Origin of the sequence: Micromonospora haikouensis, assembly GCF_000876225.1 — a bacterium.
Taxonomy (GTDB): Bacteria; Actinomycetota; Actinomycetes; order Mycobacteriales; family Micromonosporaceae; genus Micromonospora; species Micromonospora haikouensis.
Genome location: NZ_JXSX01000001.1, coordinates 4026404 through 4042269, shown reverse-complemented (window position 1 = coordinate 4042269; position 15866 = coordinate 4026404). Strand labels below are relative to the sequence as shown.

14 protein-coding genes are annotated in these 15866 nt (G+C 72.7%); 5 read left to right on the top strand and 9 right to left on the bottom strand.

Going from position 1 to position 15866, the window contains the following annotated elements; all coding sequences use genetic code 11:
* Positions 1–265 precede the first annotated feature (265 nt).
* The 7 genes from TK50_RS16435 to TK50_RS16405 are packed head-to-tail and all read right to left on the bottom strand — an operon-like array spanning position 266 to position 7930.
* Positions 266–1246 (bottom strand): Lrp/AsnC family transcriptional regulator, encoded by a 981-nt coding sequence (locus tag TK50_RS16435; RefSeq protein WP_043963524.1) that lies wholly within the window; start codon positions 1244–1246, stop codon positions 266–268.
* Positions 1230–2081: an alpha/beta fold hydrolase gene (locus tag TK50_RS16430; RefSeq protein ID WP_043963522.1), complete on the bottom strand. Its 852-nt coding sequence runs from the start codon at positions 2079–2081 to the stop codon at positions 1230–1232. The genes TK50_RS16435 and TK50_RS16430 overlap by 17 nt, the downstream gene beginning before the upstream one ends.
* Positions 2082–2113: 32 nt before the next feature.
* A complete protein-coding gene (locus tag TK50_RS16425; protein WP_199486036.1) occupies positions 2114–3283 on the bottom strand; it encodes a M24 family metallopeptidase in 1170 nt (389 codons plus the stop codon).
* A 1-nt stretch (position 3284) separates the two neighbouring features.
* Entirely contained in the window at positions 3285–4166 is an 882-nt protein-coding gene (locus TK50_RS16420; protein ID WP_052503808.1) for an ABC transporter permease, read from the bottom strand.
* Positions 4163–5128, bottom strand: coding sequence for an ABC transporter permease (locus tag TK50_RS16415; RefSeq protein WP_043963521.1), 966 nt, complete (start codon positions 5126–5128; stop codon positions 4163–4165). Before TK50_RS16415 ends, TK50_RS16420 begins: the two co-directional genes overlap by 4 nt.
* A 4-nt stretch (positions 5129–5132) precedes the next feature.
* A complete protein-coding gene (locus TK50_RS16410; protein WP_043963520.1) occupies positions 5133–6722 on the bottom strand; it encodes an ABC transporter substrate-binding protein in 1590 nt (529 codons plus the stop codon).
* On the bottom strand, positions 6722–7930 hold the full coding sequence (locus TK50_RS16405) for a dipeptidase (RefSeq protein ID WP_043963519.1): 1209 nt from the start codon (positions 7928–7930) through the stop codon (positions 6722–6724). The genes TK50_RS16410 and TK50_RS16405 overlap by 1 nt, the downstream gene beginning before the upstream one ends.
* 180 nt (positions 7931–8110) lie before the next feature.
* On the opposite strand from TK50_RS16405, the gene TK50_RS16400 reads away from it, so the two are divergent.
* The 5 genes from TK50_RS16400 (at position 8111) to TK50_RS16380 (ending at position 13985) form a co-directional block, all read left to right on the top strand.
* Positions 8111–9157, top strand: a complete 1047-nt coding sequence (locus tag TK50_RS16400) for an ABC transporter ATP-binding protein (protein ID WP_082106344.1) — start codon at positions 8111–8113, stop codon at positions 9155–9157.
* Positions 9141–10169 carry an ABC transporter ATP-binding protein gene (locus TK50_RS16395; RefSeq protein ID WP_043963518.1) on the top strand — a complete coding sequence of 343 codons (1029 nt, stop codon included), beginning with the start codon at positions 9141–9143 and terminating at the stop codon, positions 10167–10169. The genes TK50_RS16400 and TK50_RS16395 overlap by 17 nt, the downstream gene beginning before the upstream one ends.
* Positions 10170–10242: 73 nt before the next feature.
* Positions 10243–12072, top strand: a complete 1830-nt coding sequence (locus TK50_RS16390; RefSeq protein ID WP_043963517.1) for an SCO2524 family protein — start codon at positions 10243–10245, stop codon at positions 12070–12072.
* Positions 12073–12075: 3 nt separating this feature from the next.
* The gene (locus TK50_RS16385) at positions 12076–12993 is read left to right on the top strand and encodes an SCO2523 family variant P-loop protein (RefSeq protein WP_043963516.1); all 918 of its coding nucleotides are present in this window, start codon (positions 12076–12078) and stop codon (positions 12991–12993) included.
* Positions 12990–13985 carry an SCO2522 family protein gene (locus TK50_RS16380; protein ID WP_241774008.1) on the top strand — a complete coding sequence of 332 codons (996 nt, stop codon included), beginning with the start codon at positions 12990–12992 and terminating at the stop codon, positions 13983–13985. Before TK50_RS16385 ends, TK50_RS16380 begins: the two co-directional genes overlap by 4 nt.
* Here TK50_RS16380 and TK50_RS16375 read toward each other — a convergent pair.
* Positions 13970–14836: a hypothetical protein gene (locus TK50_RS16375; RefSeq protein ID WP_043963515.1), complete on the bottom strand. Its 867-nt coding sequence runs from the start codon at positions 14834–14836 to the stop codon at positions 13970–13972. The genes TK50_RS16380 and TK50_RS16375 overlap by 16 nt on opposite strands.
* Complete coding sequence (locus TK50_RS16370) at positions 14833–15771, bottom strand: SCO2521 family protein (RefSeq protein WP_063838584.1); 939 nt, start codon at positions 15769–15771, stop codon at positions 14833–14835. The genes TK50_RS16375 and TK50_RS16370 overlap by 4 nt, the downstream gene beginning before the upstream one ends.
* Between the last annotated feature and the right edge of the window lie 95 nt (positions 15772–15866).

Genomic DNA, 15866 nt, shown 5'->3' with positions numbered 1-15866 from the left:
CGGGCACTTTTACTACGTTACCCTCCGGTTTCCGCACTGTCAAACCGGAGAATCCCGATCCGACCCGCTTCCACCCGAATTACGGGCACCATTCTGCACCCGGCATCCGCCGGTGGCTTCCTGGGGTCCGGCAGGCCGTCCGCCGTGGTCTCCCACCTGGCGCCCGTTTCCCTGCCGGCACAGAACATTACTCCGTCCCCTCGGGCCCACAAAATCGGCCCCCCTCCTTGGCGGAGAAGGCCCGCGACCTGCCCGGATGCCCGCCTCAGACGTTGTCGCGCCACCAGGGGGTCTCGACGAAGCCCCGCCGGATGGTGAGCAGCACCATGCTGGCCGTCCAGCCCTGCACCCCGTCGAGGCGGCCGAGCGTGCGGGTGGTGAACGCGTGCACGTCGTCGGTGGTGGGCAGGATGACCTCGCAGAACAGCGCGTTGCGGTTGAGGGTGGCCGCGACGTACCGGACGCCCCGGTGGGTGCCCAGCTCGTGCGCGAGGGTGTCGAGGCGGGCCGGGTCGACGGTGATGTTGAAGATGATCTCGGACTCGAAGCCGAGCGCCGGCGCGGAGACCAGCGTGACCACGCTGATGCAGCCCCGGCGCTGGAGCACCTCGAACCGGCGGCGCACGGTGCTCTCGTCGACGCCGAGGGCCTTGGCGACCGCGCGGAAGCTGGCCCGGCCGTCCTCCTGCATGAAGTCGATGATCTTCTCGTCGGCGGCGTCGAAGTGACCCGGCGCGCACTGGTGCACCTCGACCACGGTGTCGGGTGTGCCCGGCACGACGAGTTGCTGGCCCCAGTCGTGCGAGACCTTGTAGACGTGCAGGGTCAGGTCGGTGTCGCAGCGCTGCACGCCCTCGATCGCCTGGATCTCCTCGACGATCCGGGCGTGCAGCGAGTCGCCCCGGCGCAGGCTCAGCTCGGCGATGATGTCCGCCGGACCCGTGACCAGGGCCAGGAAGCGCAGGTCGGCCCGGTCGGCGAGCTGGGCCAGCACCCGCTTCTGGGTGCCCGGCTCGCAGGTGATGCGCAGCACGAACAGGTCCGCCGCTCCCGGGTACTCGACGTCGGGCATCACCGCGACCCGGACGATGCCGTCGCGCAGCAGCTGCTGGCCGCGGCGCGCCACGGTGGTCACCGACGTCTGGCACCGCTCGGCGATTTCGGTCCAGGTGGCCCGCCCGTCGGCCTGCAGGGCCAGGATGATCCGCCGGTCCAGTTCGTCCAGGTGCTCAGGACCGCTGCTCATCCGCCCCCACCTCGCGCAGGAAGTCGCGTACCGTCTCGCGCCACAGCTCGGCCTCCTCCACCTGCGGGGAGTGGCCGGACTTCTCGAACACCACCAGCCGCGCGTCGGGGATCAGGTCGGCGATGGTCCGGCTGCTGGCCACCGGGGTGATCCAGTCGTCGCGACCGACGGTCACCAGCGTCGGGCAGGTGATCCGGTGCAGGTCGGCCTTGATGTCGTACGCGGGCTGGTTCACCGCGAACGCGTGGTTGTGCGTCTCGTAGCGGTAGAACGTGGCCTCGACCTTGGCCTCGACGGCCGCCGGATCGTAGACGTGGTCGTAGAGCGGCAGGATCTCCCGCCAGCAGTCCCGCAGGTCGTCATCGTCACGCACCCGTCCGGTGTTGATGCGGTCCAGCTTGTCGGGGTCGATCTTCACACGGGTGGATGTCTCGGCGTTACGCCGGGCGGCCTTCTCGTTCTCGTGGTCGGCGGAGGTGTCGCGCAGCACGAGGGCGGTGAGCCGTTCGGGGTGGCGGATCGCGTACTCCATGGCGATGAAGCCGCCGTAGGAGCCGCCGGCCAGGACGAACCGCTCCGCGCCGGCCCACTGCCGCAACGCGTCGACGTCGGCGACCCACTGCTCGTGGGTGAACGGCGGCCGGCCCTCGCTGACGCCGCTGCCGCGGGCGTCGAAGACCAGGACGCGGAACGTGTCGGCGAACGGCCGGAACGTGGCGCGGGGCTCGGCGCGGGAGCCGAGGCCGGGCGCGCCGTGGTGGGCGATGAGCAGCGGAGCGTCCTCGGCGCCGAAGACCTCCACCTCCAGTTCGTTTCCGTTGATCGGCAGTCGCACGGCGGGCACTCCTCAAGGGACGGGACGGCGGCTCAGGGGACGGGGATGACGACGTCGTCGAGGGAACGGGGGTAGCTGGTGAAGGGGCGGGCCCCGGATTCGGTGATCAGCATCGAGTCGGAGATGCGGTAGCCGGCGTGGCCGGGCACGTAGATGCCGGGCTCGTTGGAGACGACCATGCCCTCCTCCAGCACGGTCGGGTCGCCGTCCTCCAGCCAGGGCGGCTCGTGCATGCCGAGGCCGATGCCGTGGCCCTGCCGGTGGCGCAGGAACCCGGCCAGGCCGGCGTCGCGGATCACGTCGAGGCAGTGCCGGTTGGCGTCGGCGCAGACCACGCCCGGGGCGAGGAACTCGGTGCCGGCCTGCTGGGCGGCGCGCACGGCCTCGTAGTAGCGGCGCTGCGCGGCGCTGGGCTCGCCGAGGAGGAACGTGCGCTCCCCCTCGACGTACCGGCCGCCGACGGCGCAGCCGAGGGAGAGCATGAACGTGTCGCCGGGGCGCAGCCGGTAGCCCGAGGGCAGGCCGTGCGGGTGGGCGCTGTTGGGGCCGGCGTAGACGAGGCCGCCGGCGAGCAGGGACACCACCACGACGTCGGCGTGGTCGGCGTACATCGTGGTGGTGCCGACGCGGGTGACGTGCGCGGCCAGCTCGGCCTCGCTCGGCAGCTCCCCGCCGGCGGCGAGCGCCTGTTCGACGAGGTCGCGGCCGGCGACCAGCATGAGGTCGGTGATCCGGGCGGCCTCGGCGTGCAGGGCGATCTCCTCGGGCCGCTTGCGCAGCCGGGCCGTGCCCACCACGTCGGCGATCTCCAGTTCGGCGCGGGGCAGGTCCCGGGCGATCTCGGCGACGCGGGCGGCGGCGGTGCTGCCGGGGTGGCCGACGCGGCCGGCGACGTCGCGCAGGTGGGTGAACGGCGGGACGCGGCCGGGGAACTCCGGGTAGGACACCAGGTCGGCGGCGGCGTGCTGGGCCTGCGCGTGCTCGCGTTCCAGCTCGGGCAGCAGCAGCCGGGTGGGTCCGTCGACGGGCAGCAGCACGGCCACCGGTCGTTCGCAGGGGTGGTGGAAGAAGCCGGTGAGGTAGGCGACGTCGTCGGGGTGGTCGGTGAGGACGGCGGCCAGGCCGGCGCGGTCGGCGGCGGCGCGCACGTCGTCCTGCACCGAGCGGTAGAAGTCCACGGGGAGCCGTTGGGTCGACAGCACGTCAGTTCTCCCGGGTGCGTGGGTTGCGGGCGTCGTTGTAGGCGATGGAGATGAGGGTGGCGGACACGACGAGGGCGAGCATCGCCAGCGAGGGGAACAGGGTGGTCCACCAGGCGCTGGACATCGCGCCGGACTGCTGGGCCTCGTAGAGGATCCGGCCCCACGACCAGCTGTTGGGGTCGCCGAGGCCGAGGAAGGCCAGGCCGGCGGCCGACAGCACGGCCCGGGAGGCGGTGAGCACGACCGACACCACGATGACCGGGGCGACGGCGGGCACCAGGTGCCGGCGGATGATCCACAGCCAGGAGCCGCCGGTGAGCCGGGCGGCGTCGATGTAGGGCAGCCGGACCACGGCCAGGGCCTGGGAGCGGACCACGCGGGCCACCTCCGGCCAGGAGAACAGGGCGATGACCACGACCACGGTGGCGAGGCTGGGCCCGGCCAGGGCGGCGACGAGGATCATCAGGGGCAGCACCGGCAGCGACAGGGCCAGGTCGACGACCGTGCCGACCAGGGTGTCGACCTTCGGGAAGTACGCGCCGAGCACCGCGACGAGCACGCCGATGACGATGGCCAGGGCGGAGGAGAGCGCGGCGACGAGCATGCTGATCCGGGTGCCCCAGACGACCTCGGCGAAGATGTCGCGGCCGAGGTTGTCGGTGCCGAACCAGTGCTGCCCGGACGGCGGGGTGAGCACCGCCGGACCGTAGCCGCCGGGATAGTCGGCGATGAGCGGGGCGGCGACCGCGACGACGACGAGGGCGGCGAGCACGGCGAGGGAGACCAGGCCCAGCGGGTTGCGGCGGAACGCCGTCCAGGTGGCGCTCGCGGCGGTCGGCTGGTCGGCGACGACCTGGTCGAGGGCGATGCCGGCGGCGGTCACTGGGTCCTCACTCTCGGGTCGAGCAGGCCGTACGCCAGGTCGGTGAGCACGTTGGCGAGCACGACGGTCGCGGCGAGCAGGACGAACGCGCCCTGCAGGACGGGGTAGTCGAGCTGGGTGACCGCCTCGTAGATGCCCCGGCCGATGCCCGGGTAGGCGAAGACGGTCTCGGTGAGCACCGCGCCGCCGACGAGGAAGCCCAGTTGCAGGCCGACCAGGGTGGTGGTGGGCAGCAGCGCGTTGCGCAGGGCGTGCTTCCACACCACCTTGCGGTGGGGCAGGCCCTTGGCGGTGGCCAGGACGCAGTAGTCCTCGCCGAGGGAGTCGATGAGGGTGGCCCGCAGGGTCAGCACGTAGGAGCCGAGCTGCACCAGGACCAGGCTGACGCAGGGCAGCACCAGGTGGGCCGCGACGTCGAGGTACCACTGCCCGCCGTAGACGCCGGGGCTGTACGCGCCGCCGATGGGCAGCCACCGCAGTTGCAGGCCGAACAGGAACAGCAGCGCGATCGCGACGCTGGGCACGAAGACCGACTGGCCGACGACGCCGCCGACCTGCACGAGCCGGTCGAGCAGCCCGCGGGGGCGGGTCGCCGCCAGCACCCCGAGGGGGATGCCGACGGCGACCGTCACCAGCAGGGAGGACCCGGTGAGCAGCAGGGTCCACGGGAGGCGTTCCAGCAGCACGTCGGTCACCGGAACGGACTGGGTGATGGAGACCCCGAGGTTGCCCTGGACGAGCTGCCACAGGTACTTGCCGTACTGGACGAGCAGGGGCTCGTCGAGGCCGTACTGGCGCAGCAGGATCGCCTGGGTCTGCGGGGTCATGTTGGGGGTGGCGACGGCGAGCGCCGGGTTGCCGGGCAGCAGCCGCAGCAGCAGGAAGGTGATCGTGGTGGCGAACCACAGCGTCAGGACCGCCCGTCCGAGCCGCCGCGCGACGAAGCCGACAACCGGTGGCATGTGCTCAGCCGACCTTCCGCGCGTTCGCCAGGGACTGCGGGTCGACCACCGACAGCAGCTCGCTGGGCTTGACCACGAAGCCGTCCCACTTGTCGCTGTGGGCGACGTACAGGTTCTGCATGTACATGACGTTGTCGTAGACGTTGTCGTGCACGAGGGTGGCGGCCTGCCAGATCAGTTCCTTCTGGGCGGCCTTGTCGGTGGTCGCGGTGGCCTTGGTGATCAGCGCGCTCAGCGCCGGGTCGTCGACCTTGGTGTAGTTGATGGCGCCGTCGGGCAGGAACGTCAGGGCCATGTTGGTCGCCGGGTCGTCCATGATGGCGAAGTTGCCGGCGTAGATGTCGTACTCGCCGGCGGCGGTCTTGGCCAGGTAGGTGTTGCGGTCCATGCCCTGCAGCTCGATGGTGATGCCGGCCTGGGCGGCGTTGTCCTTGACCAGCTGCGCCCACTGCGAGGTGACGGCGTCCTGCAGCGAGTAGATCATCGTCAGCGGGCGCAGGGTGCCGACGCCGGACTCGGTGACCAGCTTGCGGGCCAGCGCCGGGTCGAAGGCGTACTCCTTGAGGTCGGGCTTGACGAAGTCCTTGAGCACCGGCGGGATGGGGCTGGAGCCGGTGGTGACCGCCTGGCCCTGGAGCACGACGGAGCGGATGGCCTCGTAGTCGACGGCGTGGGCGAGGGCCTGCCGCACCTTGAGGTTGTCCAGGGGCTTGCGGGTCATGTTGTAGGTCATGTGGGCGTACCCGAGGCCGGGGACCTCCTGGACCTTGACCCCGGGGGTCGACTGGAGGGTCTTGACCTGGGCCGGGGGCAGGGCGTTGGCGATGAGGTCCACGTCGCCGTTGCGCAGCGCGAGGATCTCGGTGTTGACGTCGGGGTAGACCCGGTAGACGACCTTCGCCACGTTGGGGGTGCCGGCGGGGGCCATCGGGTACGGGGTGACCCGCTCCAGGGTGTAGCTCTGGCCCTTGGCGACGGTGGTGAGCTTGAACGGCCCGGCGCTGACCCAGTCGCTGTTGTTGGCGAAGGTGCCCGCGTCGGGGGCCTTCTCGAAGACGTGCTTGGGCACGACGTTCATCCAGAAGCCGACCTCGTCGACGACGGTGGCGTCGGGCCGCTTGAGCTTCAGCTCGACCCGGGTGGCCGTCGGGGCGGAGGCGGACTCGACGTTGGCGAGCTGGCCGTAGACGACGTTGCCGGCGGGCTTCTTCGTCATGATCGTGTTGATGGTGTACGCGACGTCGGCGGCGCTGACGGCGGTGCCGTCGCTCCACTTCATGTCGCCGCGCAGCTCGTAGAAGCCGGTGGTGGGGTCGCTGTAGCCGCGGTCGGCGGCCAGGTACGGCTGCTTGGCGCCGTTGGCGTCGATGGTGAGCAGCCGCGGGTACATCAGGTTGGTGATCCAGCCGTCGGTGCGGCTGTTGCCCAGCAGCGGGTTGAAGTTGACCACGTCGGTGGTGGTGGCGATGGTGAGGGTGGCGTTCTTGTCGCCGCCCTGGGCGGCCGAGTCGCTCGGCGCGCTGGGGCTGCAGGCTGCCGTCGCGACCACCGCGGCGAACGCGGTGACGGCGACGAGGGGTAGGCGGAGACGCATCAGACCCAGACCTCCTCGAGGACGCGGATGGTGTTGCCACCGATGACCTTGCGGATCTCGTCGTCGGAGTAGTCGTGGGCCACGAGCCATCCGATGATGTTGTAGAAGCACTCGGCGGGGTTCTCCAGGCCGTCGACGTACTCGACCTTGGGGTACTCGACCCGGCCGTGGGCCTCCTTGGTGGACAGGTTGGCCGCGAAGGCGTCGTGCAGCCCGACGTGGTCGCCGAAGAGGGTGTCGGGGCCGAAGGCCACGTGGTCGATGCCGATGAGGTCGACCGCGTGGACGAAGTGGTCCATGACCGACTCCAGGCTGTGCCGGGGGTGGGCCGGGGACAGGGTGGTGTGCGGGGCGGCCTCCAGGCCGAGCACTCCGCCGCGCTCGGCGCAGGCGCGGATGACCGCGTCGGGCTTCATCCGGTTGGTCGGCCACACCTCGCGGGAGCCGCAGTGGGTGATGAAGACCGGCTTGGTGGACTTCTGGATCACGTCCATGGCGGTGCGGTCGCCGGAGTGGGAGATGTCGATGGCCAGGCCGAGCTTGTTCATCCGTTCGACGGCCCGCTCGCCGAAGTAGGTCAGGCCGCCGTCGCCGCGCTCCTTGAGGCCGCCGCCGAGCATGTTGGCCTCGGAGTAGGCGATGCCGATCTGCCGGACGCCGAAGCCGTAGAGCACGTCGAGGCGGTCGACCTCGTTCTCGATCATGGTGGCGGCTTCGAGGGCGAACACGTGCGCGAGCCGGCCGGTCTCGTGGGCGTGGTAGATGTCCTTGAGCGACTCGGCCTTGATCACGTAGTCCTGGTGGGCGATGTCGGCCATCCGCACGCCGAGGTCGAACAGGACGTCGGTGTACTTCCAGCCGGCGTCGCTGGAGATGCAGCAGGTGCCGTCCATGCCGTTGTCGAACACGGCGGTCATGCCCGAGCGGGACAGGCCGAGGTAGCCGGTGGGTTCGCGGCCGGCCCGGATGTGCTCGCGGAGCTGGCCCATGTCCTCGGGGAAGACCTGGACGTGGTCGTGCAGCGAGATGACGATCTCGTCGCGCAGCAGCCGCTGCGTGCGTTCCCGCTGGCTGTCGGAGAGGTCGAGGCCGGCGTAGGCCGGCACCCGGCCGATCTGCTCGGCGTACCGGAACTTCTTGAAGTCCTTGCCGGCCTCCAGGTAGTCGTACGCCGTGTAGCCGGTGTAGCGCTTCGCCTGTTCAAGCATCCGCGTGGGGTCCCTTCAGATTCGCGGCCCGCGAAGAAGAGGCGCGGCCGCCGGGGTCGGCGCCCAGAACCGGCGCGACCGATTAGAGGGTTGCAATGATTCGGCACGGAAGTCAAGATGCAGTTCAGGAACAGGCACGGACGGCCGTTGCAGCGGGGATTACCGGCACGGGCGTCCGTTATGCGTAGCTGGAGGCTCGCGGTGAATCAGCCAGACGCCCCAACCACCGCCCCACCGGACGGAGGAGGACAGGCCCTGTCGGTACGCGGGCTGTCCGTGACCTTCGCCACCCGGCGCGGCGACGTGCCCGCCGCCGTGGACGTCGACCTCGACGTCGCCGCCGGCGAACTCGTCGCGCTGCTCGGCGAGTCGGGCTCCGGCAAGTCGGTCACCGCGAAGGCGATCATGGGGCTGCACCCGCCGACCGTGCGCGTCGAGGCCGACCGCGTCGCGCTCGGCGGCACCGACCTCACCACGCTCACCGAGGCCGGGCGCCGGGCCGTGCGCGGCAACCGGATGAGCATGGTCTTCCAGGACGCGCTGTCCGCCCTCAACCCGGTGCTCAGCATCGGCGACCAGCTCGGCGAGTTGTTCCGTACCCATCGCGGCGCGTCCCGCCGGCAGGCCCGCGCCGCCGCCGTCGACCTGCTCGCCCAGGTCGGCATCCCCGCCCCGGACCGCCGGGTCGACGAGTACCCGCACCAGTTCTCCGGCGGGATGCGCCAGCGCATCCTCATCGCGATGGCAATCGCCCTGCGCCCCGAGCTGATCATCGCCGACGAGCCGACCACCGCCCTCGACGTCACCGTCCAGGCCCAGATCCTGGAGCTGCTCAACGGGCTGCGCCGGGATCTCGGCATCGGCATCCTGCTGATCACCCACGACCTCGGCGTCGTCTCCGAGGTCGCCGACCGGGTCGTGGTCATGTACGCCGGGCGGGTCGTGGAGACCGGCACCACCGCCGAGGTCCTCGGCGCGCCCGCCCACCCGTACACCGACGCCCTGCTGCGCTCCGTGCCCCAGGCCCACCAGCGCGGCGACGACCTGTACGCCATCCCCGGCACCCCGCCCAACCCGACCCGCAAGCCGCCCGGGTGCGCGTTCCACCCCCGCTGCGACCGGGTCGTCGAGCGGTGCCGCACCGAGCGCCCCGCGCTGAGGGTCATCGACGGCCGCGCCGCCGCCTGCCACCGCACCGAGGAGCTGTCGCATGTCGTCACCGGCTGAACCCGTCCTGGTCGCCACGGACCTGCACAAGACGTTCACCACCGGCCGGGCCGGGCTCGGCCGCACCCGGGTCAGCGCCGTCGACGGGGTGAGCATCCGGCTGCACGCCGGGGAATCCCTCGGCGTCGTCGGGGAGTCCGGGTGCGGCAAGTCCACCCTGGCCCGGATGCTGGTCGGCCTGGAACGCCCCGACTCGGGCAGCATCGTGGTGCGGGGACGCGACATCACCGGCGTGCGGGGGCGCGACCGGCGGCTGCTGCGCCGCCAGGTGCAGATGGTCTTCCAGGACCCGTACACCTCGCTGGACCCGCGCATGTGCGTGCGCGACCTGATCGCCGAGCCCCTCGTGGTGCACGGCCGCGGCGACCGGCAGGCCCGCTCCGACCGGGTCGCCGAGCTGCTCGGCCTCGTCGGGCTCGCGCCGGAGCTGATGCACCGCTACCCGCACCAGTTCTCCGGCGGGCAGCGCCAGCGCATCGGCATCGCCCGCGCCCTCGCCCTGGAACCGGAGATCCTCGTCTGCGACGAGCCCGTCTCCGCCCTCGACGTCAGCGTGCAGGCGCAGGTGGTCAACCTGCTGCGGGACCTGCAACGCCGGATGAACATCGCCCTGGTGTTCATCGCCCACGACCTGTCCGTGGTGCGGCACGTCGCCGACCGCACCGCCGTCATGTACCTCGGGCGGCTGGCCGAGATCGGCGACACCGAGACCGTCTACTCCCGGCCGGCCCACCCGTACACCCAGGCGCTGCTGTCCGCCTCCCCCGTGGTCGATCCCACGGGCCGGCGCGGCGGCAGCCGGCGCATCGTGCTCGCCGGTGACCCGCCCAGCCCGTCCGACCCGCCGCCGGGCTGCCGGTTCCACACCCGCTGCCGGCTGGCCCGGCAGCAGTGCGGGCAGGTGCAGCCCGTGCTCGGCCCGACGCCGGGCGACGCCGACCGCGAGGTCGCCTGCCACTTCTCCGACCTGGCGCTGCGGGAGGGCGCGGGCGGCGTGCCGGCCCGGGCCTGACGGCCTTGCGCCGGTGCCCCATGCTGGGAGGCGGGACCCGGATGGCGGCCGGCGAGGAGGTGTCCCTACGCCCATGAGGATGCAACCTCGGCAGCAGCTGCTGGAGATCTGGCGGGCGACGGCGCGGCTGTGCTACCGCGACGGCACCTGGGTGTGGGGAGGGCGCGACGGTTCCAACTCGATCAGCGACGCCGAGCAGTTGCTCTGCCTGATGCTGCCCGCCACGACCGATCCGCGTTTCGTTCTGGAACGGCCGGATGCGACCTCCGACGACGCGCTGCGGGCGCTGGCCGACCTCGGCGACTCGATCGGGGTCCCCCGCCTGCTCGTCCGCGTCCTCAGCGAGTACCTGCAGCGGTACACGGATCTCGACGGCACCCCGGTCTTCTCCGGCGCGGGCTACTTCCACGTCGCCGGGTCCGACAAGGTCAGCGCCGAGCAGGCCGGCATGGACATCGTCGACTCGTACACCATGTCGGTGCGGCTGTCGCTCGCGGCGATCGGCTTCGCCCGGGTCTTCCGCACCGTCGTGACCCGGGCCCAGCTTCGCTCCGAGATCGACGAGCTGGAGGAGCACGCGAGCCGGCGGCTGACGGCCGCGATGGTCGGGCTGCTGCGCAGCTTCGCCGTGTACGCGTTCGAGGCCGACTCGCCGGCCGGCCGGACGCTGATCCGCACCGTCAACCAGACGGGGCTGCCCGACCGGATGGTCGTCGAGAGCCTGTGGCAGGGGCTGGCCGACGTCCGGGCCGCGCTGCGGGGCGTCCGGATCGCCGCGCCCGACGTCAACGACACGCTGGACCACCCCGGCCGGCTGTTCGAGTGCGGCTGGTCCTGGGGCGTCATCAGGGACGCCCCCATGGTGGACGTCGGCGAGGAGATCGGCGTCCAGCGGCCCGGCGTCGCCGAGGCCGCGCCCTACCTCTACTTCTCCCTCGCCGCCCTGAACGGGATCGAGGAGCTGTTCTCCGAGCGGACCCGGATCCTCGGCCTGCTGACCGAGGAGCAGGAGCGCCTCGCCCGGGCGCTGCAACTGCGCTGGGACATCACCCAACGCTACTGGTCCACCGTGGCCAGCTTCGGCACCGCGCGCTGGCCACTGGAGGACATCCCGTGGCGCACGACCGACAACCAGGAGTCCGACTACTTCAGCCTCCTGGTGACCGCGATGACCGTGCAGGACCTCATCCAGCAACGCTCCCCCGACACCGAGCTGGGCCGGGTGGCCCGGGTGCTCGACGAGCTGGCCGGGCGGGCCCGGATCGTCCGCCGGCCCTTCGAACGCGATCCGGCGGTCGCCCTGCACTCCCCCGGGGTGCTCATCTCTCTCGTCGGCAGCGAGGAGGCCGGCCCGGGCCGGCTGCTGTGGCCGTGCACCGACTTCTCCCCGCTGCTGCTCAAGCGCATGCTCGGCCTGGCCGGCCTGATGCGGGACCCGGGCCTGCGCGGCGAGCTGCTGCGACAGGCCGACGAGGTGTGGGACCACCTGTCGCGCCGCCGCATCAGCGACGGGCCGGCGCGCAACCTGTGGGACCAGGCCGTCAACGTGTACCCCTTCGTCGACGACCGGCACGACCTGCCGTCGTGGCGGTACACCGAGCGGGTGGTCGAGTGCCTGGTGGCGGCGGCGAGGCTGACGGGCGGGCCGCCGCTGCGCAGCGAGCGGCTCGTCGCCTACGGGGAGGACCTGCTGCTGGAGGCGGAGCACCTGTTCAGCCAGGAGCTGTTGAACGGGGCCGACACCGCCGGCCCGGCGATGCGTCAGCACCTCCAGGCCGTCCAGGCCGGCCTGGAGCGCGCCCGGCGGATCATCGACACCCGGCCCGGCACGGCCGCGGCCCTCGCCACCCGTGTGCTGCAGGAGCTGGACCAGCTGGCCGCGGCGCGCCAGGACGTGGAGTAGGCCGTGCTGGTCTTCGCAGCCTCCGACAAGGGCGGAACCGGCCGGTCCGTCACCGGCTGCAACATCCTCTACCGGTGGGCCCTGGCCGGCGTCGACGTCTGCTACCTCGACTTCGACTTCGGCTCCCCGACGGTGGGCACGATCTTCCAGGTCGACTCCGTCGGGCGCGGCACGCCGTCCGGGGGGCTGCACAGCTACCTGACCGGCTCGGTGGCCAGCCCGCACCGGGTGGACGTGTGGACCGAGAGCGAGCGACCCGGGCTACGCACCCGGACGGCCGGAACAGGCCAGCTGGTGCTGTTCCCCGGCGACGAGGGCGGTGGCGAGTTCCCCATCCACGCCCAGACTGTCCAGCGGTGCGCCGACCTGCTGTTGCGGCTGGAGGAGGAGTTCGACGTCTGCCTGGTCGACCTGAGCGCCGGCCGATCGTACGCGACCCAGCTCGCGCTCGCCGTCACCGCGCGGCCTGCCCTGGCGGCGGTGCCGGTGCGGTGGCTGGTCTTCCACCGGTGGACCCGCCAGCACATCCTCGCCGCCGCCGGGCTCGTCCACGGCCGGCACGGCCTCGCGGACACGGGGGAGGCGCTCGGGCACGACCGCGCGGCCCTGCTGGACTCGATCAGGTACGTCCGCACCGCCGTCGTCGACCTGGACTCCGCCGAGCTGGCCGGCCTGCGGCCGGGACAGATCGCCTGGTTGCGCGACTGCAACCAGGATCTCCAGGAGCTGGCCAGCCGCAACCGCATGGGGCGTACCACGCTGCTGGGCAGCGCGCCGTTGGAGCCGCTGTTGCAGTGGCGCGAGCAGATCATCTCCGACAACGACGTCTGGGGCCGGGGAATCGCCAACCAGGCGACGATCGAGGCGTTCGACCGGCTGGCCCGCGCGGTGACCGATGCCGAATCGTGGGAACGCCTGTGACCGCGCCCGGGCCGAACGCGCCGGAGCCGACCGGGCCGGCGGAGGTGCGTTTCGAGCAGGCCGGCGCCCGTCGCCGGGTGGAGGCCGTGCCGCTGGCCCGGCTCTCCGTGGAGCTGGGCCACCTCTACCAGGCCGACTACGCCGAGGGCGCGGACCGGTACCGGGAGCTGTTCGCCACGGTGGCTCCCTGGTTCCGGGCGGCGGCCGAGTCCGAGCGGCGAGGCGCCAACGCCGCCCCCCGGGTGAGCACGTGCTACCTGGTGGACGACTACCTCGCCGCGCCGGGCCCGCCCCGCGAGGTCCTGCCGCCCCTGCTGCGGGCCGCCGAGGAGCACGGCGTCGCGATCGACTACCTGGCACGCGAGTCCGCGTGCGCACAGCTCGGGGACGTCTCGCCCGCCGCGATCGTGGCGGGCAGCCTGGTCTGCGAGCCGACCCCCGGCACGAACGGGACGCGACCGCCGCCCATGGTCGCCGGCTGGCTGTCAAACGGGCAACGGTCGGGTCCCGGGGAGGCCGCCGAGGCCGGCCAGGCGATGTCGCCGGGTGCACAGTGGACCCCGCCGCGGCAGAACGTCCCCCGGCGGCACTCCGTCTTCGTCGACGTCGAGCTGTGGGACGAGCGCGACGGAGTGCGTACCTGGTCGTGCGCGTTCCTCGCGGGGGTGTGGCAGCTGCTGCGGCTCGGGCTGCTGCGCGACGCCGGGCGTCCCGTCGCGCAGCCCCGACCGTGGCGCGGCGCCTTCCCGGACACCTGGGCGGAGCTGCCCGCCGTGGTCCAGCTCGGCGACCGGCCCGCGCCGTTCTGCGCGTACCGGACGTTGTCGGTCCTGCCGGGCGGTTTCCTGCCGGTCGAGACGGCGGTCCGGACGATCCTCGACCAGGTCGCCGTGGACCCGGCGGCGGCGCGGCAGGTACGCGACCGCGCCGCCGGCGAGGGGTTGGCCCTGCCCGGGTACCCCGTCGACCGGCTCCGCTACGTGTTTCTGTGAGGGGCCGGCAGGTCGGGGCCGAGCTGGTCCACCGCCGCCAGCAGCGCGACGACGGCGGCCACCCCCGCCGACAGCGATCCCACCTGCTCGCGGATGCCGCCGAGCACCGCGTACTCGTCGGCGTAGATGGCCACGAGCGGGTCGATGCTGCGTTCGCTGAGGGTCATCCGGGCGGCTTCCGCGAGGTGGTGGACCTCGCCCGGGTCGTCCCGCAGGAACGCGTCGACGTCGGCGAGCAGCCGATCGACGCGGTCGGCGGTCGCCCGGGAGGGCCACGAGACGCCGTGCGCGCGCAGCCGGGGGGCGACGTCCCTGCGCAGGTGCCGCCAGGTGGCCTCCGCATCCCGCAGCACGTCCCTGGCCGGCGGGCCGCCGAGCAGCCCCGCGCCGCACAGGCCGACCGCTTCGGTCCACACGGTGAGCGCCTCGGCCAGGGCGGGCCCGAACCGATGGTCGGCCAGCCCGGCCAACAGCTCGTCGTCGAGCCGCCGCAGGATGCCGGCGGCCCGCTCGGCCAGCCGCCGGTCGGGGCACAGCGGTGCGAGGTCGGCGGCCAGTCGCTCGGCCGTGACGCGGGCGACGTGCAGTGCCTCGGCACGCTCGGTGCGGCGCCCCTCCACCGCGGTGACCCGGCGGAGCACGATGAGCGCCAGCGGAATGCCGAACAGCGCGCCGACGAGCGAGGACATCAGGTTGGTGAGGAACGGCCGGTCGTCCCACCAGCCGAGCTGGTCGCCGACCACCCCCACGACCGTGCCGAGCCCGCCGGCGGACCACATGCCCAGGGAGGCGACCCGCACCGGCCGGCCGGTCTGCGCCCATGCCTCGCGCAGGCCCGACAGCCCGCTCATCGGGGCCCGCCCGGCCGGTGCAGGGAGGCGAGGCCCACCCGGTCGCGGACCCAGGTGGCGCAGCTGTCCCACTGCCGGCTGAATCCCACCTGACGGTCCAGGCTCGCCCACAGCGGCGCGGTGGTCCGGTCCGGGCGCGCCGCCGGCATCCACAGGTGCAGGAGGTGGTCGACGACCGGGCGCAGCCGCCGCACCGCGTCCGCGCCGTCCACGCCGACGGCCTTGTCGATCAGATGGAGCAGGCCGGTGAGCAGCCAGTCGTGCAGGGCGACGTCCTCGCAGAAGGACCTGACCTCGTCCCACGGGTCGCCGTCGGCGGGGACCAGGCCGAGGCGCAGCGAACGCAGGTGCCCCTCCTCCACCCCGAAGTCGATGTGCGCGATGGTGGTGTGGCGGGCGGTCCAGCGCAGCCGCGTGCGCGGGACCCGGAACGGCGCGCGCCGGTCCAGGCCGGCGGACTGGACCACGTCCATCAGCCGGGTGTTGATCGCGCCCAGGTCGAGGCCCCCGCCCGGCTGTTCGCTGGCGAGGAAGTCCTCGTCCGCCCGGTCCGCGAGCCGGCCCCCCAGCGGCTCCAGCACGCCGGGGCGGGCCAGGTAGTGCGACCACACCGCACGCCGTCCCCGGCCGCCGGGCGCGATCCGCGCGAACGAGGACGCCTGCACGACGTGGCCGCCGGTGACGGTGGAGCGGGACGACACGGCCCCGACCACCCGGGTGCTGCCCGACGCGCCGCCGAACCGGCAGTCCACTCCCGTGAGCAGGGACGGGGAGACGGCGTACCGGATCGGCCGGTCCATGGTCCCGACCCGTTCCCCGGGGCGCAGGCGCAGGACCCGGGCCACCGAGCTGGCGGGAAGCGCGGTGGAGTGCTGCAGGAGGCCGGTGTGGACCTCGCCAATCAGCAGTGGGGCCCCTGGCCCGGTGGTGTCCACGTCGATGCGTCCCTCGAACCCGCGAACCCGCGTGTGCCCGGATATGCTCCATCGTGGACCATCTCCGCAACCCGGCGGCTCACCCGGCGGGCGGG